Origin of the sequence: Nocardia rhizosphaerihabitans (assembly GCF_014646295.1) — a bacterium.
Classification (GTDB): domain Bacteria; phylum Actinomycetota; class Actinomycetes; order Mycobacteriales; family Mycobacteriaceae; genus Nocardia; species Nocardia rhizosphaerihabitans.
Window position 1 is genome coordinate 955,225 of sequence record NZ_BMNE01000001.1, and the last position, 21,654, is coordinate 976,878.

25 protein-coding genes are annotated in these 21,654 nt (G+C 69.8%); 12 read left to right on the forward strand and 13 right to left on the reverse strand.

What is annotated here, in order from left to right; genetic code table 11:
• Window positions 1-59 precede the first annotated feature (59 nt).
• Window positions 60-725, forward strand: coding sequence for a potassium channel family protein (locus tag IEY60_RS04260; protein WP_189023971.1), 666 nt, complete (start codon window positions 60-62; stop codon window positions 723-725).
• Between the two features lie 5 nt (window positions 726-730).
• Window positions 731-1,402 carry a potassium channel family protein gene (locus IEY60_RS04265; protein WP_189023973.1) on the forward strand — a complete coding sequence of 224 codons (672 nt, stop codon included), beginning with the start codon at window positions 731-733 and terminating at the stop codon, window positions 1,400-1,402.
• A gap of 6 nt (window positions 1,403-1,408) precedes the next feature.
• On the opposite strand, the gene IEY60_RS04270 is transcribed toward IEY60_RS04265, so the two are convergent.
• From IEY60_RS04270 to IEY60_RS04280, 3 genes are all read right to left on the reverse strand, one after another.
• Complete coding sequence (locus IEY60_RS04270; protein ID WP_189024910.1) at window positions 1,409-2,029, reverse strand: sigma-70 family RNA polymerase sigma factor; 621 nt, start codon at window positions 2,027-2,029, stop codon at window positions 1,409-1,411.
• Window positions 2,030-2,157: 128 nt separating this feature from the next.
• Window positions 2,158-2,904, reverse strand: coding sequence for a DUF3159 domain-containing protein (locus IEY60_RS04275; protein ID WP_229739530.1), 747 nt, complete (start codon window positions 2,902-2,904; stop codon window positions 2,158-2,160).
• Between the two features lie 3 nt (window positions 2,905-2,907).
• Window positions 2,908-3,315: an OB-fold nucleic acid binding domain-containing protein gene (locus tag IEY60_RS04280; RefSeq protein ID WP_189023975.1), complete on the reverse strand. Its 408-nt coding sequence runs from the start codon at window positions 3,313-3,315 to the stop codon at window positions 2,908-2,910.
• Between the two features lie 74 nt (window positions 3,316-3,389).
• On the opposite strand from IEY60_RS04280, the gene IEY60_RS04285 reads away from it, so the two are divergent.
• Window positions 3,390-4,118 (forward strand): alpha/beta fold hydrolase, encoded by a 729-nt coding sequence (locus IEY60_RS04285; protein WP_189023977.1) that lies wholly within the window; start codon window positions 3,390-3,392, stop codon window positions 4,116-4,118.
• An 87-nt stretch (window positions 4,119-4,205) separates the two neighbouring features.
• Here IEY60_RS04285 and IEY60_RS04290 read toward each other — a convergent pair whose 3' ends face one another.
• Both IEY60_RS04290 and dut read right to left on the reverse strand, forming a co-directional pair.
• Window positions 4,206-5,105, reverse strand: a complete 900-nt coding sequence (locus IEY60_RS04290) for a DUF3710 domain-containing protein (protein ID WP_189023979.1) — start codon at window positions 5,103-5,105, stop codon at window positions 4,206-4,208.
• A complete protein-coding gene (gene dut / locus IEY60_RS04295; protein WP_189023982.1) occupies window positions 5,105-5,575 on the reverse strand; it encodes a dUTP diphosphatase in 471 nt (156 codons plus the stop codon). The genes IEY60_RS04290 and dut overlap by 1 nt, the downstream gene beginning before the upstream one ends.
• Window positions 5,576-5,647: 72 nt before the next feature.
• Here dut and IEY60_RS04300 point away from each other — a divergent pair, with 72 nt between their 5' ends.
• Entirely contained in the window at window positions 5,648-6,184 is a 537-nt protein-coding gene (locus IEY60_RS04300) for a DUF3093 domain-containing protein (RefSeq protein WP_373291664.1), read from the forward strand.
• A 13-nt stretch (window positions 6,185-6,197) separates the two neighbouring features.
• Here IEY60_RS04300 and IEY60_RS04305 read toward each other — a convergent pair whose 3' ends face one another.
• Window positions 6,198-6,500, reverse strand: a complete 303-nt coding sequence (locus tag IEY60_RS04305) for a DUF4193 domain-containing protein (protein WP_189023984.1) — start codon at window positions 6,498-6,500, stop codon at window positions 6,198-6,200.
• A 374-nt stretch (window positions 6,501-6,874) separates the two neighbouring features.
• Here IEY60_RS04305 and cei point away from each other — a divergent pair, with 374 nt between their 5' ends.
• Window positions 6,875-7,558 carry an envelope integrity protein Cei gene (cei, locus tag IEY60_RS04310; RefSeq protein WP_189023986.1) on the forward strand — a complete coding sequence of 228 codons (684 nt, stop codon included), beginning with the start codon at window positions 6,875-6,877 and terminating at the stop codon, window positions 7,556-7,558.
• 44 nt (window positions 7,559-7,602) lie between these two features.
• Here the strand turns inward: cei and IEY60_RS04315 are convergent, their stop codons facing one another.
• On the reverse strand, window positions 7,603-8,499 hold the full coding sequence (locus IEY60_RS04315; protein ID WP_189023988.1) for an inositol monophosphatase family protein: 897 nt from the start codon (window positions 8,497-8,499) through the stop codon (window positions 7,603-7,605).
• A gap of 96 nt (window positions 8,500-8,595) precedes the next feature.
• Between IEY60_RS04315 and ppgK the strand changes: the two genes are divergently transcribed.
• From ppgK to IEY60_RS04330, 3 genes are all read left to right on the forward strand, one after another.
• The gene (gene ppgK / locus IEY60_RS04320) at window positions 8,596-9,354 is read left to right on the forward strand and encodes a polyphosphate--glucose phosphotransferase (protein WP_189023990.1); all 759 of its coding nucleotides are present in this window, start codon (window positions 8,596-8,598) and stop codon (window positions 9,352-9,354) included.
• Between the two features lie 244 nt (window positions 9,355-9,598).
• Entirely contained in the window at window positions 9,599-10,966 is a 1,368-nt protein-coding gene (locus tag IEY60_RS04325; protein WP_189023992.1) for an RNA polymerase sigma factor, read from the forward strand.
• A 230-nt stretch (window positions 10,967-11,196) separates the two neighbouring features.
• The gene (locus IEY60_RS04330; protein WP_229739531.1) at window positions 11,197-12,120 is read left to right on the forward strand and encodes an MHYT domain-containing protein; all 924 of its coding nucleotides are present in this window, start codon (window positions 11,197-11,199) and stop codon (window positions 12,118-12,120) included.
• On the opposite strand, the gene IEY60_RS04335 is transcribed toward IEY60_RS04330, so the two are convergent.
• From IEY60_RS04335 to IEY60_RS04345, 3 genes are read right to left on the reverse strand one after another with little or no spacing between them, the layout of a single operon-like run.
• Window positions 12,121-13,299: a cation:proton antiporter gene (locus IEY60_RS04335; protein ID WP_189023995.1), complete on the reverse strand. Its 1,179-nt coding sequence runs from the start codon at window positions 13,297-13,299 to the stop codon at window positions 12,121-12,123. It abuts the gene before it with no gap.
• A gap of 5 nt (window positions 13,300-13,304) precedes the next feature.
• Window positions 13,305-13,787 (reverse strand): cation:proton antiporter regulatory subunit, encoded by a 483-nt coding sequence (locus tag IEY60_RS04340; RefSeq protein WP_189023997.1) that lies wholly within the window; start codon window positions 13,785-13,787, stop codon window positions 13,305-13,307.
• A 38-nt stretch (window positions 13,788-13,825) separates the two neighbouring features.
• A complete protein-coding gene (locus IEY60_RS04345; protein WP_189023999.1) occupies window positions 13,826-14,197 on the reverse strand; it encodes a DUF952 domain-containing protein in 372 nt (123 codons plus the stop codon).
• Between the two features lie 402 nt (window positions 14,198-14,599).
• Between IEY60_RS04345 and IEY60_RS35515 the strand changes: the two genes are divergently transcribed.
• Window positions 14,600-14,794, forward strand: a complete 195-nt coding sequence (locus IEY60_RS35515; RefSeq protein WP_029903635.1) for a DUF7455 domain-containing protein — start codon at window positions 14,600-14,602, stop codon at window positions 14,792-14,794.
• 92 nt (window positions 14,795-14,886) lie between these two features.
• Here IEY60_RS35515 and IEY60_RS04350 read toward each other — a convergent pair whose 3' ends face one another.
• Window positions 14,887-15,648, reverse strand: a complete 762-nt coding sequence (locus IEY60_RS04350) for a TetR/AcrR family transcriptional regulator (RefSeq protein WP_189024001.1) — start codon at window positions 15,646-15,648, stop codon at window positions 14,887-14,889.
• Window positions 15,649-15,773: 125 nt separating this feature from the next.
• Between IEY60_RS04350 and IEY60_RS04355 the strand changes: the two genes are divergently transcribed.
• Window positions 15,774-17,546: a DEAD/DEAH box helicase gene (locus IEY60_RS04355; RefSeq protein WP_189024919.1), complete on the forward strand. Its 1,773-nt coding sequence runs from the start codon at window positions 15,774-15,776 to the stop codon at window positions 17,544-17,546.
• Window positions 17,546-18,094 (forward strand): hypothetical protein, encoded by a 549-nt coding sequence (locus IEY60_RS04360; protein ID WP_189024004.1) that lies wholly within the window; start codon window positions 17,546-17,548, stop codon window positions 18,092-18,094. Before IEY60_RS04355 ends, IEY60_RS04360 begins: the two co-directional genes overlap by 1 nt.
• Before the next feature lie 120 nt (window positions 18,095-18,214).
• On the opposite strand, the gene IEY60_RS04365 is transcribed toward IEY60_RS04360, so the two are convergent.
• The gene (locus IEY60_RS04365; protein WP_189024006.1) at window positions 18,215-18,952 is read right to left on the reverse strand and encodes an SDR family NAD(P)-dependent oxidoreductase; all 738 of its coding nucleotides are present in this window, start codon (window positions 18,950-18,952) and stop codon (window positions 18,215-18,217) included.
• Window positions 18,953-19,066: 114 nt separating this feature from the next.
• Here IEY60_RS04365 and IEY60_RS04370 point away from each other — a divergent pair, with 114 nt between their 5' ends.
• On the forward strand, window positions 19,067-19,669 hold the full coding sequence (locus IEY60_RS04370) for a TetR/AcrR family transcriptional regulator (protein ID WP_189024008.1): 603 nt from the start codon (window positions 19,067-19,069) through the stop codon (window positions 19,667-19,669).
• Window positions 19,670-19,688: 19 nt separating this feature from the next.
• Here IEY60_RS04370 and IEY60_RS04375 read toward each other — a convergent pair whose 3' ends face one another.
• Entirely contained in the window at window positions 19,689-21,368 is a 1,680-nt protein-coding gene (locus IEY60_RS04375; RefSeq protein WP_189024921.1) for a DEAD/DEAH box helicase, read from the reverse strand.
• Window positions 21,369-21,654 lie beyond the last annotated feature (286 nt).

A 21,654-nucleotide genomic window follows, 5' to 3' on the forward strand; every position in this document is an offset into this window, starting at 1 on the left:
ATCCGGCGGGTACGGTCCTTGCCGGACGCCACGGGTTCGGCAAGGAACGAGGGTGCACGGTGTACGTAGTGATCATGGGGTGCGGACGGGTCGGCTCGTCGCTGGCGCGCGCCCTGGTCCGGGTGGGACACGAGGTCACGGTGATCGACCGCGATCCCAGCGCGTTCCGCCGCCTGGGTGAAGGGTTCACCGGCCAGGAAGTGGTGGGTGTCGGTTTCGACCGGGATGTGCTGACCCGCGCGGGAATCGAGCGGGCCGACGCCTTCGCGGCCGTGTCCTCCGGTGACAACTCCAACATCATCTCGGCCAGGGTGGCCAGGGAGATGTTCGGCGTCGAACGCGTCGTCGCCCGGATCTACGACGCCAAGCGCGCCGAGGTCTACGAGCGGCTCGGCATCCCCACCATCGCGACCGTGCCGTGGACCACCGACCGGTTCCTGCGCACGCTGATCGGCGACAACTCGACCACCACCTGGCGTGATCCGACGGGCGCGGTGGCTGTCACGCAGCTCACCCTGCACGAGGACTGGTCCGGGCGCACCGTACGCGATCTGGAACGCGAACTCGGGGTGCGGGTGGCGTTCATCCTGCGCTTCGGCCAGGGTCTGCTGCCCGAATCCAAGACCATCGTCCAGGCCGACGACGTGGTCTACGTCGCGGCGACGTCCGGCAGTGTCGGTGAGACGGTCGCTTTGGCCGCCAAGGCTCCCCAGAGCGAGGACTGAACAACATGAAGGTGGCCATCGCCGGAGCGGGCGCCGTCGGGCGCTCGATCGCCAGGGAACTGCTGCGCGGCGGGCATCGGGTGATGCTGCTCGAACGGCAGCTCGACCACATCGACCCCGCCGCCATCCCCGACGCGGTGTGGGTGCATGCCGACGCCTGCGAGCTGTCGCTGCTGGAGAACGCTCAGCTCGAGACCTACGAGGTGGTGATCGCGGCCACCGGTGACGACAAGACGAACCTGGTGCACAGCCTGCTCGCCAAGACCGAGTTCGGGGTGCGCCGCGTCGTCGCGCGCGTCAACGATCCGCGCAACGAGTGGCTCTTCGACGAGTCGTGGGGCGTCGACGTGGCGGTGTCGACGCCGCGGCTGCTCGCCTCGCTGGTCGAGGAAGCCGTCTCGGTGGGTGACCTCGTCCGGCTGATGACACTGCGGCAGGGACAGGCCAACCTGGTCGAGATCACCCTGCCCGCCGACACCCAGCTGGCGGGCAAACCGGTCCGGACGCTGGTCATGCCACGCGACACCGCCCTGGTGACGATCCTGCGCGGCGGCCGGGTGATCGTGCCCCAGGCCGACGACCCGTTCGAAGGCGAGGACGAACTGCTGTTCGTCACGTCGGTGGAAGCCGAAGAGGACCTGCGCCTGACGCTGGCCACCCACGGCATCAAGCCGTAACGGCGCTCAGGCGACCCGCAGCTCCGCGCGCAGCTTGTTCAGCGCGCGATGCTGCATCACCCGCACCACGCCGGGACTGGTGCCGATGGCCTCGGCGGTCTGTGCCGCGCTCCAGCCGAGCACTATCCGCATGACCAGCACCTCGCGGTGGTTCGGCGCCAGCACCCGCATCAGTTCGCGCGTCGCCGCGCCGCGTTCGTGGGCCAGCGCCCACTCCTCCGGGCCCGCCGCGACGCTGGCGGCGTCAGGCAGCTCGGCCATGGGGTAGGCGGTGTGCTTGGCGCGGCGGAACGCGTCCGACACCTTGTTGGCAGCGATGCCGTAGACGAACGCCAGGAAGGATTTGCCCTGGTCGCGGTAGCGCGGGATGGCGGTGACGGTGGCCATCAGCACTTCCTGGGTGACATCGTCGGCGGTCACGGTGAGGTGGCCGGTGGCGCCCATCCTGGCCGAGCAGTAGCGCCGGACCAACGGATGCACCAGGCGCACGATCTCGGCGACGGCGTCGCGGTCACCGGCGGCGGCGGGCGCGATCAGTGCGTCCAGCTCGGCTCCGATGCGCTTGCTCTCCGACAGCACGGAGGCGGAGTTCTTCGATGCGCCGGAGAGACGGTGCTCGGGAGCCATCATGGTCGCCGGTCCTTTCACGATCACTGCGTTTTCAGTTACGCATTGATCGTGCGACGAACTCGACGGCGGGACCAGACACCCCAGGGTGGGTAGATCCCCACCTCCCGCGGCGCTTCGGCCACGGCTCAGGCGCGCGCGGAATCCGTTCCGGCGCGGGCGGAATCGGGTTTACCGACCGGCAGGTGACCCGCGCGGCGCACCGCCCACACGGTGACCACCAGGGCCACCGCCGTCAGCGGCCAGCCCATGCCGATTCTGGCCACCGCCAGCCAGGTGGTGTGGTCGGTGTCGTAGAGCTGCGACTGGACCAGGTAGCGGGCGCCGAACACGACCACCCACACGACCGTGGCCAGGTCGTAGAGCCTGCGAATGCGGCGGTCGCCGCGCCAGGCGGTGCCGTGCCCGTTGAGCGCGCCCCAGATGACGCCGACCAGCGGCCACCGGAACAGGATCGACGCCGCGAACACCCCGCCGTACACCAGGCTGGTGTAGATGCCGAACAGGAAGAAGCCCTTGGCCTCCCCTGTCCTGGAGGCGATGAACGCGCACACGCCGACACCGAGGAAACCGGAGATCGCCGGCTGCACCGGGCTGTGGCGGAACAATCGCCACCCGAGCACGCCCGCGGCAACGCCCAGCGCGGCCCAGATGGCCGCGGTCAGGCCCGCGACGGTGTTCACGGGGACGAACACGAGCACGGGCAGGGTGGAGTAGATCAGGCCGCTGAGCCCGCCCAGCTGCTCGAGCAGGGTCTGTTCGGCCTGCTCGACCTCGGCGTCGATCTCGGGGTCGACCGGGTTATCGGTCGCCACCGGCAGCGCCACGGTGGGTTCGGGGTCCGCGGCAGTGCGGTACTCGTCGCTGGAGGGCATACGTCAGCTGTTCCCGCGCAATTCGTAGTAGGGGTTGAAGATCACCTTGCGGCCGTCGCGGTCGCCGACGCGACCACGGACCAGGATGCGCCTGCCCGGTTCGATACCGGGAATGCGCCTGCGGCCGATCCAGACGAGGGTGATCGCGTCGGTGCCGTCGAAGAACTCGGCCTGCACGGTCGCGCCGGCGGCCTTGGGACACGCCTCGACGCTGCGCAGCCTGCCCAGAATCGTGGCTTCCTCACCGCGACAACAGTCCGCCGCGCGCCGGGCACCGGAGGCGTCGGCCGTCTCCGCCAGCTCCTCGGCGTCGAGCTGATCGATATCGGCGGTCAAGCGGCGCCCGAGTCGGCGAAAATATCCCGAGTCCGGACCCGATCCCGACTTGTGTCCGCCCGTGGATGACGACATGGCACGCTTCTCCCGCTAGTTGGCCGTACACCGCCACTGTAGATGGGCAAACGGGCGGCCGCTACGCTCGGTCCGTGTTGCGCACCCCACCCCAGGTCACCGTGGTCGCCCTGCCCGGAACCGGTTCCGACGCCGATTTCGCCGCCCGTGCGTTCGGACCGGCCGCAGCCGCGCACGGACTGGCGTTCCAGGCCGTCGAACCGGACCCGAAGGCCGTGATCGCGAGCTGTACCGCGGCTTTGGACGCCGCCGCAGCGCGCGGCCCCGTCCTGGCCGCAGGCATCTCCCTCGGCGCCGCGATCGCGCTCGACTGGGCAGCCGGGCGCCGCACCGCGGTGGTCGGTGTCATCACAGCATTACCCGCCTGGACGGGCGCCGAAACTGCCTCCTCCCCCGCCGCGTTGAGCGCCTCGGTTACCGCCGAGCAACTGCGCGCAGACGGGCTGGACGCGGTGATCGAGCGGATGCGGACATCGAGTCCCGGCTGGCTGGCCGACGCGCTCACCCAGTCCTGGCGCGGACAGTGGCCGCATCTGCCGCGGGCACTCGACGAGGCCGCCGCCTACGCCTGGCCGACGGTCGAGCAGCTGGCCGACAGCGCGGTGCCGGTGGCCGTGGTCGGCGCGAGCGACGACCCGGTGCACCCGATCGCCGTCGCCGAGCAGTGGGCGGCCACGCTGCCGCAGGCGCGACTGCATCGGGTGACCCTGGCCGAGCTCGGCGCCGACCCGGCAGTCCTCGGGCACGCCGGATTCAGCGGACTGGCCGCACTCCAGGTTGATTCGTCCACCGCCCGGGCCTGACCCGGCGATGCGGACTCGATATCGCTTACGCCGCAGCCGGTTTCAGCGCATACACGGAAACCGGCTGCAGCCGAACGTATTCCGGGCCTAATTCAGGCCGAGTTGCTGCATTGCCGATCCGTCCGCACCACGACGCGGCTCGTCGGGCAGCTTCGGGGGCAGCGCCGAGGTCGGCGGGGCCTGCGCGGCGGCGGCCTGCGCGGCCAGCGCCTGCTGCTGGGCCAGCACCTGCTGCTGGTGGGCGGCGGCCAGCTGTTCGGCCAGTTCCTGTGGCAGCACCACCGGCAGCGGATCACGCACGGGCAGCGGCTCGTTACCGCGACGCACCACGGCATCGGCAAGGACCGCACGCGCGGCCGTGATCAGCGGACTGCGCTCGTCGACCGCGCCCGAGGGGCCGGCGGCGACAAGGCGAATCATCCAGCGCGGTCCGTCGACACCGATGAAGCGCAGGTCGGCACCCTCGGTGATCGCCTTGACCTCGCGACCCCACGGACCCTTCTCCACGGCGACGCTCGCGCCGTCACCCCGCAACGATTCGGCCAGATCCGCGGCGACCGTGCGCCACTGCCCGGCCGACTTCGGCGCGGCGTAGGCGGCCACGGTGAGCCTGCCGTGCTCGGTGGCCAGATGCACCGCCTGCGGGGTGCCGTCCGGGCTCATCTCCACCTGCAGCTGCCCGCCCGCGGGCACGGGGATGACCACCGAGCCCAGATCGAGGCGGCGCTCGATCATCTCGTCGGAGACCTCGCTGATGTCGTACGGGCCCGCGGCGGCATCCGGCTCGTGGTCGAAATTGCCGTAGATGCGCTCGTCGGTGGGCGCGTCGTCGAAGTCCAGGTGCGCGAAGTCGGGGCGCTGGAACTCGTCGGTGTCGTACTCGTCGGAATCGGCGTAGTCGCCGGACTCGTCGTAGTCGACCTCGTCGTCGTAGCCCGCGTACTCGTCCTCGCGCGGTGCGCGCTTCTTCTTGCCGAACAGACCCATTACGCCTCCTCGCCGGCCAGGCTGGCATGCCCGCCGCTCGACCCGTATCCGCCGGTGCCACGGGCGGTGTCGTCGAGATCGTCGACCTCGGCGAAATCGACCAGCTCGACCCGCTGCACCAGCAACTGCGCGATGCGGTCACCGCGGCGCAGCTCGATCGCCGTGCGCGGGTCGTGGTTGATCAGGCACACCTTGATCTCGCCGCGATAGCCCGCGTCGACCGTGCCGGGGGTGTTGACCACCGACAGGCCTGCCTTCGCGGCCAAGCCGGACCGGGGATGGATCAACCCGACCGTGCCGACGGGCAGCGCGATCGCGATCCCGGTCCCGACCAGCACCCGCTCGCCCGGTTCGATGATCACGTCCTCGGTGGTACAGAGGTCGACGCCCGCATCACCCGGATGGGCACGCGTCGGCACAGGGATGCCGGGATCGAGCCGCCGCAGCGGAATCGGTGCAAGTGCGTTCACATCGGTCGAGCCTACGCGGTCGGCGCCGGACCTTCTCGTCGCCGCCCCAGCGTGGTGACCTAGTGTTGAGGGGTGCCCGACCAGCCCCATTCGCCGACCGCCGACACCGCAGACACCGACCGCCCCGCGCCCTCGGCGCACGGCGCCTCGCCCTACCGGGAACGCCTGTGGGTGCCGCTGTGGTGGTGGCCGATCGGCTTCGCCATCGCGGGGCTGCTGGCCGCCGAAATCCACATGGGAGCACCCGGCCTGCGCGCGTGGCTGCCCTACGTGCTCCTCGCGCCGGTGCCGGTCTGGATTCTGTTGTGGATGAGCAGGCATCGCCTGGAAGTGACCGTCGCGCCCGACGGCGCCGCGGAACTGCGCGTCGACCGCGCCCACCTGCCGGTGAGCTTCGTCGCGCGTGCCGCGGCCGTCGCGCCGACGGCCAAGAGTGCGGCGCTGGGCCGACAGCTCGACCCCGCCGCGTATGTGCAGCACCGAGCCTGGATCGGCCCGATGGCACTGCTGGTTCTCGACGACCCGGACGACCCGACGCCGTACTGGTTGATCAGTACGCGCAGGCCGGACCGGGTCTTGGCCGCGCTCGGACTCCCGAGCGCGGGCTGACCCGTCGCGTCGCTTAAGCGGCGCAGTCCATGCAGATCATCTGGCCGCCCTTCTCGCTGGCCAGTCGGCTGCGGTGGTGCACGAGGAAGCAGCTCGAACAGGTGAACTCGTCGGCCTGCTTCGGGACCACCCGAACGCTGAGTACTTCGTCGGACAGGTCCGCGCCGGGAAGCTCGAACGATTCCGCTGTATCGGATTCGTCGATGTCCACGACGGCGGACTGCGCCTCGTTGCGGCGGGCCTTCAGCTCCTCGAGCGAATCCTCCGACACTTCGTCGGATTCGGTGCGCCGCGGTGCGTCATAGTCGGTTGCCATGTCGTCTTCCCCTCAGTCCTTACTCCGTATATCCCGGATCAGTTCGATTGCCGTACCCCGCAGGGGTCCGGCGTTCGTACCGCCCCGCCGGTGGTGCACCTCACACGTACACCGGTCGCCTATCAGGGTCGATCGGCGATCGATCACTCCGACAGCGTTCGGTTAACGCAGGACATGCCCTTGTTGTTCCCGCGACCGACCACCGTTTCACCGGTGATTATTCGATCTGGGCGGGCAGACAATAGCGGACCTACGGACAAATGTCGCAATCAAAACCCGGCCGAGTCGAAACCGACGACGAATCTTCACCTGCCGGGAAACTCGCCGAGACATCCCGCACTCGCGGATGGCCACCGGACTCGTAGAGTGAGCGCGTGGTTTCACTGATCACCGAAGGCAGCGCGACCGATCGCGACGGCAAACCCTTCCCGCGACGGCGGCCCGAGCTCTGGCTCGCGCTGGTCCTCGTGCTGGCTCTGGTGAGCCTGCTCGTCTGGATCACGGCGTTTCGGACCCATGACGACAGCAACGAGCCGATGGCCTGCAACGCACCGAGCACGCCGACGGCCACCAACGCGGCCAAGCCCGCACCGCTCGGCACGCGGGTGGGCCCCTCCCGCCTCGACGAGGTCGATCCCGCCGCGCTGGCGGAGTCGAAGGTGAGGGTCTTCAACGCCAACGGCAAGAGCGGCCAGGCGGGCAACATCGCCTCCGCGCTGGGCGACCTCGGCTTCGCGAGCGCGCCGGGGACACAGGTCGGTAACGATCCGGTCTATGTCAGCGGCGACCTCAACTGCACCGGCCAGATCCGCTTCGGCGTCAACGGCCGACCAGCGGCCGCGTCGGTCCAGCTGGTCGCGCCGTGTGCCGAACTGATCGAGGACCCGCGCACCGACGACTCGGTCGACCTGGTCCTCGGGCTGGCCTTCGGCGAATCGCTGCGGCCCGGAGCCGACGCCGAGGCAGTCCTGCGGGCACTGAAGAACCTGGCGCCCGGCGCCAGCTCGTCGTCGATCGACCCCGCGCTGATCGAGGCCGCCCGCGACGTCAAGTGCTGAGCGCGCGGCGGTCCCGGCGCTGACGCCGGGACCGCCGTCGCGGTTCAGTCGGGCAGCGACTCGGTGGCGCCGACGCGGTCGAGCAATGCGGTCAGTTCCCCGGCCACTCCGGGAGCGGCCACGATCGTGATCTCCCCCGCGGCGCCGCCGACGGTGACCTCGGGGACACGCACGACAGCGCCCGCCTCGGCGGCGATCAGCGCGCCCGCGGCCCAGTCCCACGCGTTGAGGCCGTGCTCGTAGTAGGCGTCGAGTTCACCCGCCGCCACGTGACACAGGTCCATGGCCGCCGCGCCGAGCCTGCGGATGTCGCGGATCTCCGGGAGGATCTCGGTCAGCAGCTGTGCCTGCCGTGCCCGGCGCTGCCTGCCGTAGGCGAAGCCGGTGGCCACCAGTGCCACTGCCAGGGAGTCCTCGCGGGAACAGGTCAAGGCCGTGGTGGTGCCGTCGGCGCGCACGGCCGTGGCGCCACCGCCACGCGCGGCGCTGTAGGTGGTCGCCGTCGCCACGTCGACCACCGCACCCGCGACCGGGCTGCCGTCGCGCACCGCGGCCACCGAGACGGCGTAGCCGGGCAGCCCGTACAGGAAGTTCACTGTCCCGTCGATCGGGTCGACGACCCAGGTGACGGTGCCCGGCGCACTCGCCCCGACATCGCCGCCACCCTCCTCGCCGAGGATCGCGTCGGTGGGCCTGCGCTCGGCGAGCAGTCCGCGGATCAGCTGTTCGGACTCCGTGTCGACCACGGTGACGGGATCGGTGACGTGCCCCTTGGTGGCCACGGCGCCCGCGGCGGGACCGCCGTCGGTGAATACCTCGGGTCTGCGGGCACGCACGTGCGCGGCGGCCGCTTCGGCGAGTTCCACGGCGAGCGAACGCAACTCGTCGTAATCGGCGGCGACGGTGGGGGCGGTGGTCTCGAAGGCTGTGGGTTCGGGCACCACTCCATGGCATCACATGCCGGGTCGACTCGCCCGGGACGTGACTACCGCTACTCTTTGTCAGGCACATCGACCGCACGAGCGAGGGGTTGAACCATGTCTGCTCGAGGGCACGCCTTCGGCATCGATATCGGCGGCAGCGGGGTCAAGGGCGCGGTGGTCGATCTGGCCACCGGCTTGCTGACCCACGACCGGATCAAGATCGCCACGCCACAGCCGTCCACCCCGGACGCGGTCGCCGGCGCGGTGGCCGAACTCGTCGCGCAGGCGCAGTGGGACGGACCGGTCGGCGTGACGCTGCCGTGCGTGGTGCTCGACGGGCACGCCAGGACCGCAGCCAACATCGACCACGGGTGGATCGGCACCGACGCCCGCTCGCTGTTCAGCAAGGCGCTGGGCGGGCGCGAGGTGACGGTCCTCAACGACGCCGACGCCGCCGGCCTTGCCGAAGACAGCTACGGCGCCGCGGGTGCCCTCACCGGGCTGACGCTGCTGCTCACCTTCGGCACCGGCATCGGCTCGGCGCTGATGTACAACGGCACCCTCGTGCCCAACTCCGAACTCGGCCACCTGATGGTCACCGGCGCCGAGGCCGAGCACCTGGCCGCCGCCTCGGTGAAGGACCGCGAGGGCCTGACCTACCCGCAGTGGGCCGAGCGGGTCAGCACGGTGCTGCGCCACATCGAGGACCTCTTCTGGCCGAACGTGATCGTGGCGGGCGGCGGCATCAGCCGCGATTACGAACAGTGGATACCCTTGCTCACCAACCGAACTCCGGTGATTCCGGCCGTTCTGAAGAACACCGCGGGTATCGTCGGCGCCGCCATGGCCATCGAGATGGGCATCGCGCCGTAGTGCGGCGCGCAGGGCGGCGCAACGCCTCGATGGCATCGTGCCATGAGTACCCTGGTTGGATCGTTACAATGGAACACGTCCGGCGGTGAGCCGGTGAAACCTTCCGGCCGCGGCCGGTCGCGAGAAGGCCGGTGAACATACCGGCGTCACCCGACCGACGCACCGCCGGTGCAACCCGACCGACCGCTCCGCCGGAAAACCACTCTGGCGTGACGCCGCACGAGACCGTCACGAAAGGGCGTACGTGGTAGCCACGAATACCCGTCAGACCGCCGACTCGGCCGACGCCGACGCCGACGCCACCACCACGGCCAAGAAGGCTCCGGCCAAGAAGGCCGCTGCCAAGAAGGCACCGGCGAAGAAGGCCGCTGCCAAGAAGGCTCCGGCGAAGAAGGCTGCCGCCAAGAAGGCACCGGCCAAGAAGACCGCCGCGAAGAAGGCGACCTCGGCCGAGGGTGGCGAGGAACAGCTCGACGACGAGTCGATCGAACTCGACGATCTCGGTGATCTCGAGGTCTCCGAGGACGAGCTCACCGACGGCGACGCCCTGGTCGAAGAAGTGGCCGAGGACACCACCGAGGAGGCCGAGACCGAGGAGCCCTCCGAGAAGGACAAGGCCTCCGGCGATTTCGTCTGGGACGAGGAGGAGTCCGAAGCGCTGCGTCAGGCACGCAAGGACGCCGAGCTCACCGCCTCCGCCGACTCGGTGCGCGCCTACCTCAAGCAGATCGGCAAGGTCGCGCTGCTCAACGCGGAGGAGGAGGTCGAACTCGCCAAGCGGATCGAGGCCGGCCTGTTCGCCGCGGAGAAGATGCGCGAGTTCGCCGAGGCCGGCGAGAAGCTCTCGGTGACCACCCGCCGCGATTTCAACTGGATCGTGCGCGACGGCAACCGTGCCAAGAACCACCTGCTCGAGGCCAACCTGCGACTGGTCGTCTCGCTGGCCAAGCGCTACACCGGTCGCGGCATGGCATTCCTGGACCTGATCCAGGAGGGCAACCTCGGCCTGATCCGCGCGGTCGAAAAGTTCGACTACACCAAGGGTTACAAGTTCTCGACCTACGCGACGTGGTGGATCCGTCAGGCCATCACCCGCGCCATGGCCGACCAGGCCCGCACCATCCGTATCCCGGTGCACATGGTCGAGGTCATCAACAAGCTCGGCCGCATCCAGCGCGAGCTGCTCCAGGACCTGGGCCGTGAGCCCACCCCGGAGGAGCTGGCCAAGGAAATGGACATCACGCCGGAAAAGGTGCTGGAAATCCAGCAGTACGCGCGTGAGCCGATCTCGCTGGACCAGACCATCGGCGACGAGGGCGACAGCCAGCTCGGCGACTTCATCGAGGATTCCGAGGCCGTCGTCGCGGTCGACGCGGTGAGCTTCACCCTGCTGCAGGATCAGCTGCAGTCGGTGCTGGAGACGCTGTCCGAGCGCGAGGCGGGCGTAGTCCGGCTGCGCTTCGGCCTGACCGACGGTCAGCCGCGCACCCTCGACGAGATCGGCCAGGTCTACGGCGTGACGCGCGAGCGCATCCGCCAGATCGAGTCGAAGACGATGAGCAAGCTGCGGCACCCGAGCCGGTCGCAGGTGCTGCGCGACTACCTCGACTGACCGAGCTTCACCGCGAGGCCCGTATCCATTCGTCCGGATGGATACGGGCCTCGTTTCATTTCCGGATAAAAATGCCGATCGGTCCGTATTGCCAATAAACCGGAGACGGTAACCTTTTCGTGATCAAACCCACAGTGCCGGATTGCGCTGTGAACCCCGCGAATTCGCGATCTTCACCGTATTGTCACAGACAGTTTTTCGTTCTACCGCCGCCGGTCTGCGGTACGGCATTGAGGGTTTTTCGCGGCGTGCTCGACATCTATCACTTCAGCTACGGCTGGTTCACCCCTGTTCTCGCGTATTTCATGTCCGTCACCGGCTGCCTGCTCGGCCTGCAGTGCGCGGCCCGCGGCCGCAACGCGGTGGAGGGACGGGTCGGCTGGCTGATCGGCGCCGCGATCGCCATCGGCGGAACCGGCATCTGGGTCATGCATTTCATCGCCATGCTCGGTTTCACCATCCGCGGTGCGGAGATCCGCTACGACATCCCGCTGACGCTGTTCAGCGCGGTCACCGCGATGGTGGTGGTCGGGATCGGGCTGTTCATGGTCAACAAGCCCCAGCCGACGCTGCGCTCGCTGCTGGCCGGCGGCACGATCACCGGCCTCGGCGTCGGCACCATGCACTACACCGGCATGTACGCGATGAGGTCGACGGCGACGGTGACCTACGACGCGAAGATCGTCACGCTGTCGATGGTGATCGCGGTGGTCGCCTCGATCGTGGCGCTCTGGTTCACGTTGCGCGTCAAGGGTTTTCTCGCGACGGTGGGCGCGGCGATCATCATGGGTGTGGCCGTCACCGGGATGCACTACACCGGCATGGCCGCCATGCACGCCCACTCCAACCATCACGCCGCCCCGCCGACCGGCTCGGGCGCGATGGATCTGCTGGCGCCGCTGATCGGGGTGAGCAGCATCGTGACCATGCTGGTGCTGATCAGTGTCAGCCTCACCGAGATCGAGAACGAGGAGGCGTTGCCGCGGATGTGGCTGACCTCCCGGCACGAACCGAAAAACGTTCGGCAGCAACCGATTCCGCCCGCTCCCCTGCCCCCGGCCCCCGGCGCGCCGACGCGCGAGCACATCGAATACCGCACCGAGGAATTGGTCTACGACGGCGCGGGCAGCTGGCCGCGCCGGGTCGTCGACTGATCAGCTCGCCGCCACGTCGGTGCGGCGCCGGGCGAATTCGACCACCGGCTCGACGACCCTGGCCGCGATCGGTCCGAGAATCGCCATCAGCAGCACGTAGGCCGAGGCGAGGGCGGCCAGCCGCGCGTCGGCCTTGCCGTAGGCGACGGCCAGGCCCGCGATGACGATGGAGAACTCGCCGCGCGCCACCAGCGCGGCGCCCGCCCTGGCGCGGCCCATCCGGCGGATCCCCTGCCTGCTCGCCGCCCACCAGCCGACGGCCACCTTGGTGCCGGTGGTGACCACCGCCAGCGCGACGGCCCAGCCGAACACCGGCGGCACCGCGGCCGGATCGATCGACAGCCCGAAGGCGACGAAGAAGATCGCGGCGAACAGATCACGTAGCGGCTCCAGCAGTTTCGCCGCCTCGTGCGCGGTGGAACCGGAGATCGCGATGCCGAGCAGGAACGCCCCGACCGCCGCCGAGACGTTCAGTGCCGAGGCCGCACCGGCCACCAGCAGCGCGGCGCCGAGCAGCTGCAGCAGGAACACCTCGCGGTCGGCGCTGTCGAGCACCGCCGAGACCAGCCTGCCGAAGCGCAGCGCCACCACCAGCACCACCGAGATGGTGGCCAGCGCGATCGCCAGCGACACCAGCCCGCTGAGCAGGCTCAGCCCGGCCAGCATCATCGTCAGGATCGGCAGGTACACCGCCATCGCCAGGTCCTCGAAGACCAGGATCGACAGCACGACCGGGGTCTCGCGGTTACCGAGACGGCCCAGATCGTCGAGCACCTTGGCCACGATGCCCGACGACGAGATGTAGGTGACACCGCCGAGGACGACGGCGCCGGTCACCCCCCAGCCCAGGATCAGCGCCACCGCGACCCCGGGCAGCGCGTTGGCCACCAGGTCGAGCACGCCCGCCGCCCAGGAGCGCCGCAGCCCCGTCATGAGTTCCGGTGCGGTGTACTCGAGCCCGAGCAGCAACAGCAGCAGCACGACGCCGATCTCGCCGGCCAGGTGCCCGAACTCGGTGGCCACCTCCAGCTCGAAGAATCCCCCGCGCCCGAACGCCAGCCCACCCAGCAGGTACAGCGGGATCGGTGACATGCCGAACCGGCCCGCGACTCGCCCGCAGATGCCTAGCGCGAACAAGATCACGCCGAGCTCGAGCAGAGCCAGGGCCTGCGAGGTCACGGCCGTCAGCCGTGCGCGAGAATCTTCGCGGCCGCGTCCAGGCCGTCCGGGGTGCCGACGACGACAAGCAGATCACCCTCGGTGAAGGTGAAATCCGGGCCGGGCGACGGGTGCAGCTGACCGGCGCGCATCACCGCGACGATCGAGGTCTTGGTGCGGGTGCGCATTCCGGTCTCGCCCAACGTGCGACCCGCGTACGGTGATTCGTCGCCGATCGCGAGCTGCCGGGTGGTGATCCCGGGTAGGTCGCGATGGTCGTCGTTGAGTTTGGCGACCAGTTGCGGCGCGCCGAGCAGGTTCGCCAGCACCGACGCCTCGTCGGTGGACAGCGGGACCTGGGCGGCGATCGCATCCGGGTCGTCGGGTTTGGACACGATCAGGTCGATGTCACCGTCGCGGTGGGCGATCACCCCGACGCGGCGGCCCGACTTGACCTCGAAATCCTTGCGCACTCCGATCCCCGGTAGCGCTGTGACGTCGACGTTCACACCGTCCACAGTAGTCGTGCGGTGAGCCCGGATGTGGTCTACGCCACTTCGCCGCGCTGGGGCGTGCCGAACAATCCGTCCGTGCCGGGCAGGTACGGCTCGGCCGCGAGCACCGCGGCCACCGGCAGCGGGGCGTACAGATGCGGGAACAGCATCGAGGCCGGATCGGTCGGCACGCCCGGCTCCCATTTCACCTCGCCGGTGAACCGGGCGGGGTCCAGCCACAGCACCATCATGTCGGTGCGCCCAGCGAAGAGCCGGTTGGCGGGCAGGTGGACCTGGGCGGGGGTGGACAGGTGGACGAAGCCGCTCTCGGTCAGCGACGGCGGCCTGCGTTCCCCGGTTCGCTGGGATTGTTCCCATTCTTGGGAAGAACACAGGTGAACAAGCGTGTGGGTGTCGGATGTCACGGGTAATCTCCGGATAGACAACAGGTTCGGACGTGTTAGACCCTGGCACAGGATCGACGATGTGCTCGCTTCGGTGGCGCGGCCCGCGGGTAACGGGCAACACCGCAGCGAGCGACAGATCGATGAGTGACTGGTTCGAGTGGGAGGTGGCAGCGATTGCGCCGTGGGGTGATCGGCAGGTGCTCGAGACGGTGACCAGTGGTGTTCGCTTTCAGCGAAACCGCAGGTCGTGTTATCGAAAACACAAAGATTCACTTCCGGGAACAAAGCCTGAACCCCGAACGTCTGACAGAGTAGTCGTACCCCTGCTGGGAAGTAGCGGATGCGAGCCTCGTGGAGTGACCACGGGGCCCACACCTAGGCGAACGGCCACGCAGCGCCGGGAGCCGGGACGGAGGAGTCATGCCAGGAACCCTGACCAGCACCCCACTGACCGCGGTCGATCGTTGCGATCGTTGCGGGGCGGCTGCCCGAGTGCGTGCCGTTCTTCCCGCGGGTGGCGAGTTGCTCTTCTGCCAGCACCACGCGAATGAACACATGGACCGCTTGCGCGAGCTCGAAGCCGTGATCGACACGGAATCCGCTCCCGCTCTCTGACCACTCCTCGCGTCCGAAACAATCACATCTGACAACAGAACATCCCGACAGCGGGCGACCCGGACAGGGCGCCCGCTGTTGTTGTGTCCGGGTCAGTCGCCCGCGTCGGCGAGGATGCCGTCGACCAGGGTCGCGACGCCGTAGGCGAAGGCGCCGTCGGGGTCGGCCGGTGCCTGATAGTGCTCGCCGACGGCGGTGCCGACCCGGCCCGCGAGGGGGAAGTCGGCGGCGGGCATCACCTCGGCCAGCAGCGGGCCGTGCACCTGCCACCAGTCCGCGTCGCTGAGCTGGGCCGTCGCACCCGCGGCCGCGACGGCGAGGCGGGCATTGCCGGTGGCGAAGTCGGTGAGCACCGCGATCGCGCGGTCCATGGCGAGGTCGGTCAGCCCGGCGTCGGAGATCGCGCGGAGCTGATTCTCGTAGCGGCGCATCCTGGCGGGGCCGAGTACCTGGCGCCACGGGGAGACCTCGAGCAGCCACGGGTGCGCGATCAGTTCGGTTCTGATCCGCGTGGCGATCGCGATCATCCGGTCCCGGATCGGCAGGTCGGCGGGGATCGCCGGGTCGTCGGCGGCGACGGCGTCGACCATCAGCACCAGCAGCGCGTCCTTGCTCGGCACGTAGGTGTAGAGGCTCATCGCGCGCAGGCCGAGTTCGGCGGCCACCGCGCGGATCGTCAGCTTCTCGATGCCCTCGCGATCGGCCAGGGCGATGCCGGCGTCGACCACGGCGTCGACTGTGAGACCGGGTTTCGGGCCGCGCGCTCCCGGCTTGGCGGGCAGGGCGTGCCGCCACAGCAGCTCGAGGATCTGCGTGGCCTGTTCGGTGGCTTTCTCGACGCCGTCGGTGGGCACGAGCCGTCCTTTCCGGCACTCGGGAACAAACTCAGTACAGTGTACGTTGTTCGGTTGTTCGTGTTGCCCGATCAGAGGAGACCGCTCTGCCCGCCACCCAGGCCACCTATCTCCCCGACCGCCATCTGTTCGCGCTGTGGACCTGGACCGGTCAGGGCGCCGGTACCGCGCCCACCGGTATCGGCGACCCCGAAGCGCTGACGCTCGCGCTGCCCGTGGGCGAGCGCGGCGCGGTCGAACCGGTCGAGATCCCGGCCGCGGTGGTGACACCCGCCGAGCTGGCCGGCGTCCCCCTCGCCACCCTCGCGCCGTCGGCTCTGGCGTGGCGTGAGCTGCTGGCCGCCGCTGTGGCGGATCCGCCGAGCCGCGTGAGCGGCGACGCGTCGACGAGCTCCGTCGACCTGCCCGCCGCCGCGCACGCCGTCCCCGATGCGGTCGGCACCTCGATCGTCTCGGCCCAGCGGGCGGTGCGCGTGCTGCGCGAGACCGCGGCGGCCGATGCGGAGCTGGCGGCGGTCCTGGATGCCACGTTGCGGCCGTATCAGGTGCGCGGGGTGAGCTGGCTGCGCGAGACCGTCGACGCGTTCGGCGGTGCGGTGCTGGCCGACGAGATGGGACTCGGCAAGACCGTGCAGACCATCGGGTTCCTGCAGGGACGCGCCGACGGGCCGCAACTCGTGGTGTGCCCGACCTCGCTGGTGGGCAACTGGGTTCATGAGATCACCCGGTTCGCACCGGGCCTGAAGGCGGTGTCCTGGCGTGGCGATGACGTGCCCGCCGGGGCGGGGACCGTCGTCGTCACCGGATATCCGACGCTGCGCCTGCACGGGGCGGCGCTGACCGGACAGCAGTGGGTCACCGTGGTGTTCGACGAGGCGCAGGCGCTGAAGAATCCGCGCACCCAGGTCTCGAAGGCGGCGCGCGCCCTGCCCGCGGACGCCAAGGTGGCGCTCACCGGCACGCCGGTGGAGAACCATCTCGACGAACTGTTCGCGCTGCTCAATCTCACGGTGCCGCGACTGTTCGCGCATCGCACGCAGTTCCGGCGCCGGTTCGTCCGGCCGATCGAGGAGGGTTCCGCCGCGGCGGCGGCCCGGTTGCGCGATGCCGTCGAGCCGGTGGTGCTCGGTCGCAAGAAGATTCACGTCGCGGCCTCGCTGCCCGCGAAGATCCACAGCGATCTGCTGTGCGATCTGACCGCCGAGCAGGAACGGGTGTACGACGCGGTCCTGGCCGAGGCGCTAGACGAGGGTTTCGGTTCCGGTCTGCAACGGCAGGGCCGGGTGCTCGCCGCACTCACCCACCTCAAGCAGGTCTGCAATCATCCCGGGCTGATCTCCGGCGATCTGGGCGAGATCGCCGGCCGCTCCGGCAAGCTCGACCTGTGCACCGACATCGTCGCCACCAATCTCGACACCGGCGACCCGACGCTCATCTTCACCCAGTACCGCCAGACCGGTGAGCTGCTGGTGCGTCATCTCGCCGAACAGTTCGGGGTCGACGCGCCGTTCTTCCACGGCGGGCTCGACGCCGACCAGCGCTCGGGGATCGTCACCGCGTTCCAATCTCCGGACGGCCCACCGGTGCTCGTGCTGAGTCTGCGCGCCGCGGGCACCGGACTCACCCTCACCCGCGCCGCCGATGTGATCCATTTCGATCGCTGGTGGAATCCCGCCGTCGAGGCACAGGCCTCGGACCGGGCGCACCGGATCGGGCAGACCCGCACGGTCACCGTCACCACGCTGACCAGTGCGACCACCGTCGAAGAGCACATCGCGGCGATGCACACCCGCAAGTCGGCGCTCACCGATCTCTCGGACGCGGCGGGCATCGCCGAGTTGGCCCGGCTCGACGACGACGCCCTCGTCGACATCCTGCGACGGAAGCGAGAGAACTGATGGCCGACAACGAATTCGGCTACACGGCGTGGGGCAGGGACTGGGTGCGGCTGGCCGAACCGCTGCGCCAGACCCGCCCCGAACCGCTGCTGCCCCGCGCCCGCAGCATCGCCCGCAACGACGGGGTCCGCGTCGAGATCGAGGCGCGGGCAGTGCGCGCGCACCTGCATCGCGGCGGGCAGGCCTCGATCGCGCATGTCGAGGTGGCGCCGCTGTCGCGGGCGGCGGTGACCGCGATCGCGCAGGCGATCCCCGATCCGACCGTGCTCACCGACGAGATGCACCGGGCGCTGCTCGATGCCGGAGCCTCCCCCGCGCCGACCGTGGTGAGCATCGATTGCTCGTGCTCGGCGCGGACCGCGCGGTGCGTGCACGTGCTCGCGGTGCTGTACACGATCGCCCGGTGCGTGGACGAGAATCCACGGCTGGCGCTGGAACTGCAGGGCTATTTCGACGCCACCGACGATGCCGAGGCACCGGTCCAGGAACCGCGCTGGACCAGCATCAACGCGCTCGACCCGACCCAGTTCTTCGAGCGGGTGCACTGAGCGCTTCGCCGGGGCGCGGTGGCCCGGTGGCACCGCCGTCGTCGCCGCGATCTGCCGAAGCCGGCCGCGGCGACGCCGACCGCGGCGCAGCCACTGGCAAGTTCACCGAGGGTGCGGCACTCAGGCGTTGGTGCCGCCGTCGATCGTGATGATCTCCCCGGTGATCGTCCGGGCCGACGGGCCTGCCAGGAAGGCGACCAGATCGGCGACGTCCTCGGCGGCGCCGAACCGGCCGAGCGCGTTGAAATCCCGCTGCGCGGGTGCGTGCTCACTGCCCGCCGGGTTCATGTCGGTGTCGGTCGGGCCCGGCTGGACGAGGTTGACGGTGATGCCGCGCGGGCCGAGTTCCCTGGCCAGGGCCTTGGTGTAGCCGTTGAGCGCCGACTTGCTCAGGTTGTACAGGGCAAGTCCGCCGAAGAGCGCGCGGTCGGTCAGGTTCGAGCCGATGGAGATGATCCGGCCGCCCTCGCCCAGGTGGGCCAGCGCGGCTTGACCCGCGACGAACGGCGCGCGGGCGTGGATGTTGAGCGCGCGGTCGATCTCGTCGACGCCGAATTCCTCGTACGGCTTGGCCGGGAAGATCCCGGCGTTGTTCACCAGCACGTTCAATCCGCCCAGCTCGCGTGCGGTCCGGCCGACGGCGGCGACGACCTGCGCGGCGTCGGCGCTGTCGGCGCGGATCGGCAGTGCTCGCCTGCCCAGCGCCTCGATGTCCGCGGCGACCGACTTCGCCGCGACCTCGTCGCGCTGGTAGGTGAACGCCACATCGGCGCCCGCGGCGGCCAGCTTGCGGGCGATGGCGGCGCCGATCCCCCGGCTGCCGCCGGTCACCAGGGCCACGGTGGTGCTGCTCGTCATCCGGCTTGCTCCAATTCTGTAGTGATCGATACATAAATAGCCAAGCGCAGACCGGCGGCGACGTCAAGGGTTTCTTCGGGGGTATATTTACCGATCGGCACAGAAAGGTTTCCCATGGCAGAACGCGGCCGCCCCCGCGGCTTCGATCGCGACGTCGCCCTGCGGCGAGCCATGGAGGTGTTCTGGGAACGCGGCTACGACGGCGCGTCGATGACCGACCTCACCACCGCCATGGGCATCAACTCGCCCAGCCTCTACGCCGCGTTCGGCGACAAGGAAGCGCTGTTCCGCGCCGCCGTCGAGCTCTACGGCCGCACCGAAGGGTCACGCACCGCGCGGGCGTTGCGCGAGGAACCGACCGCCTACGCCGCGATCGAAGCCATGCTGCGCGACAACATCACCGTCTACACCGATCCCGGTCTCCCGCACGGCTGCATGGTGGTGCTCGCCGGCGCGACCTACACCACCCGGACGGCGGCGGTCCGCGAATTCCTCGTCGAGGCCCGCCGCCACACCACCGCGGACATCCGCGCCCGGCTCGACCGCGGCGTCGCCGACGGCGACCTGAAACCCGGCACCGACTCGGCCGCGCTGGCCGCGTTCTACAGCACCGTCCTCTTCGGCCTGTCGATCCAGGCCAGGGACGACGTCGACCACGCCGAACTCAGTGCCACGGTGGACAGCGCACTGCAGGTTCTCTCCGCAGCGACGACCTAGGCGCGGCGACCCGTGACCGCTACCGGCGGCGCAGGGCCGCGATGCGCTCCCCCAGCTGGTCGGCCGTCGCCAATGCCGTGGGGGGACCGCCACATTCGCGGCGGAGCTCACCGTGGATCACGCCGTGCGGCTTGCCGGTGCGGTGGTGGTGCATGGCGACCAGGCTGTTGAGTTCGCGGCGCAGTTCACCCAGCTTGTCGGAGGTGGCGATCCGTTCGGCGACCGCGGCCGGCGCGGGCGCGGACTCCTGGGCGGCGCTGCGGTCGGCGAGCTGACGGGTCTGCCGGTCGCGCAGCAGGGCGCGCATCTGGTCGGCGTCGAGCAGGCCTGGGATGCCCAGGTAGTCGGCTTCCTCGTCGCTGCCGGCGATGGTGGCGGTGCCGAAGGAGGAGCCGTCGTAGATCACCTGGTCGAGTTCGGCGTCGGCGGCCAGCGCGACGAAGGACTTCTCCTCCTCGCCGGGCTCGTCCTTGGTCTTGTTCGCGTCGATCAGCAGTTCGTCGTCGAGGGCGTTCTTCTCGCGGTGCGGTTTGCCGATGACGTGATCGCGCTGCAACTCCAGCTGGGCGGCCAGGTCGAGCAGCACCGGCACCGACGGCAGGAACACACTCGCCGTCTCCCCCGGCCTGCGGGCACGCACGAAACGGCCGATGGCCTGCGCGAAGTACAGCGGGGTCGACGCGCTGGTCGCGTAGACACCGACGGCCAGGCGCGGCACGTCGACGCCTTCGGACACCATGCGCACCGCCACCATCCACGGCTGGGTGCCCTCGGCGAACTCGCCGATGCGCTGCGAGGACTGCGGGTCGTCGGAGAGCACCACCGTCGGGCGCTCGCCCGCGATGTGTTCGAGCAGTTCGGCGTAGTCGCGGGCCCGTTCCTGATCGGTGGCGATCACCAGGCCACCGGCGTCGGGGATGCCGGAGGCGCGCAGCTGACGCAGGCGGGTGTCGGCGGCGCGCAACACGGCCGAGATCCAGTCACCGGCCGGGTCGAGCGCGGTGCGCCAGGCGCGCGCGGTCTGTTCGGCGCTGAGCGGTTCGCCGAGGCGGGCGGTGTGTTCCTCGCCCGCGCTGTCACGCCAATGCGCGTCGCCGGAGTAGGCCAGGAACACGACCGGGCGCACGACGCCGTCGGCGAGCGCGTCGGCGTAGCCGTAGGAGTGGTCGGCGCGCGAGCGCGGGAAACCGGCTTCGTCGGGCTCGTAGGTGACGAACGGGATCTTGGAATCGTCGCTGCGGAACGGGGTTCCGGTCAGCGCGAGGCGCCGGGTCGCGTCGCCGAAAGCTTCCTCGGTGGCGTCACCCCAGGTCTTGGCGTCGCCCGCGTGGTGGATCTCGTCGAGAATCACCAGCGTGCGACGGTTCTCGGTGCGCACCCGATGCCGGGTGGGATGGGCCGCGACCTGCGCGTAGGTCACCACCACGCCGTGATAGTCGCCCGAGGTGCCGCCGGTGGAGTTGGAGAACCGGGAGTCGAGCTGGATGCCCGAGCGGGCGGCCGAGGCGGCCCACTGGTGCTTGAGATGCTCGGTGGGCGCGACGACGGTGATCTGATCCACCGTGCGGTCGGCCAGCAACTCCGCGGCAACCCGCAGCGCGAAGGTGGTCTTACCCGCGCCCGGGGTGGCGACCGCGAGGAAATCGCGCGGCTTGGTGGCCAGGTATTTCGTCAGGGCGCGCCGCTGCCACGCGCGCAGGGAACCCCCCGACGCACCCCCGGCAGCCGAATCGCCCGGTGTACCCGCATCCCTCGCCGCAGCGGCGTCACCCGACCCAGTCACACAGAGGACCCTAGCCGCCCGGTGCGGCGTGTCGCCAAACCGACGCGGGGTGGGCGACCGGCATCACAAACCCGCCCGAGGTCACCGGCCATTTACCTGTTACCCGCCGACACGATGCCCGGCCCGTCCCCCACGCGTCCGGTTCGTGCGGGATGCTTGACGCGAGATGAACAACGACCAGGTCCGGGCAGCCGACGCGGCG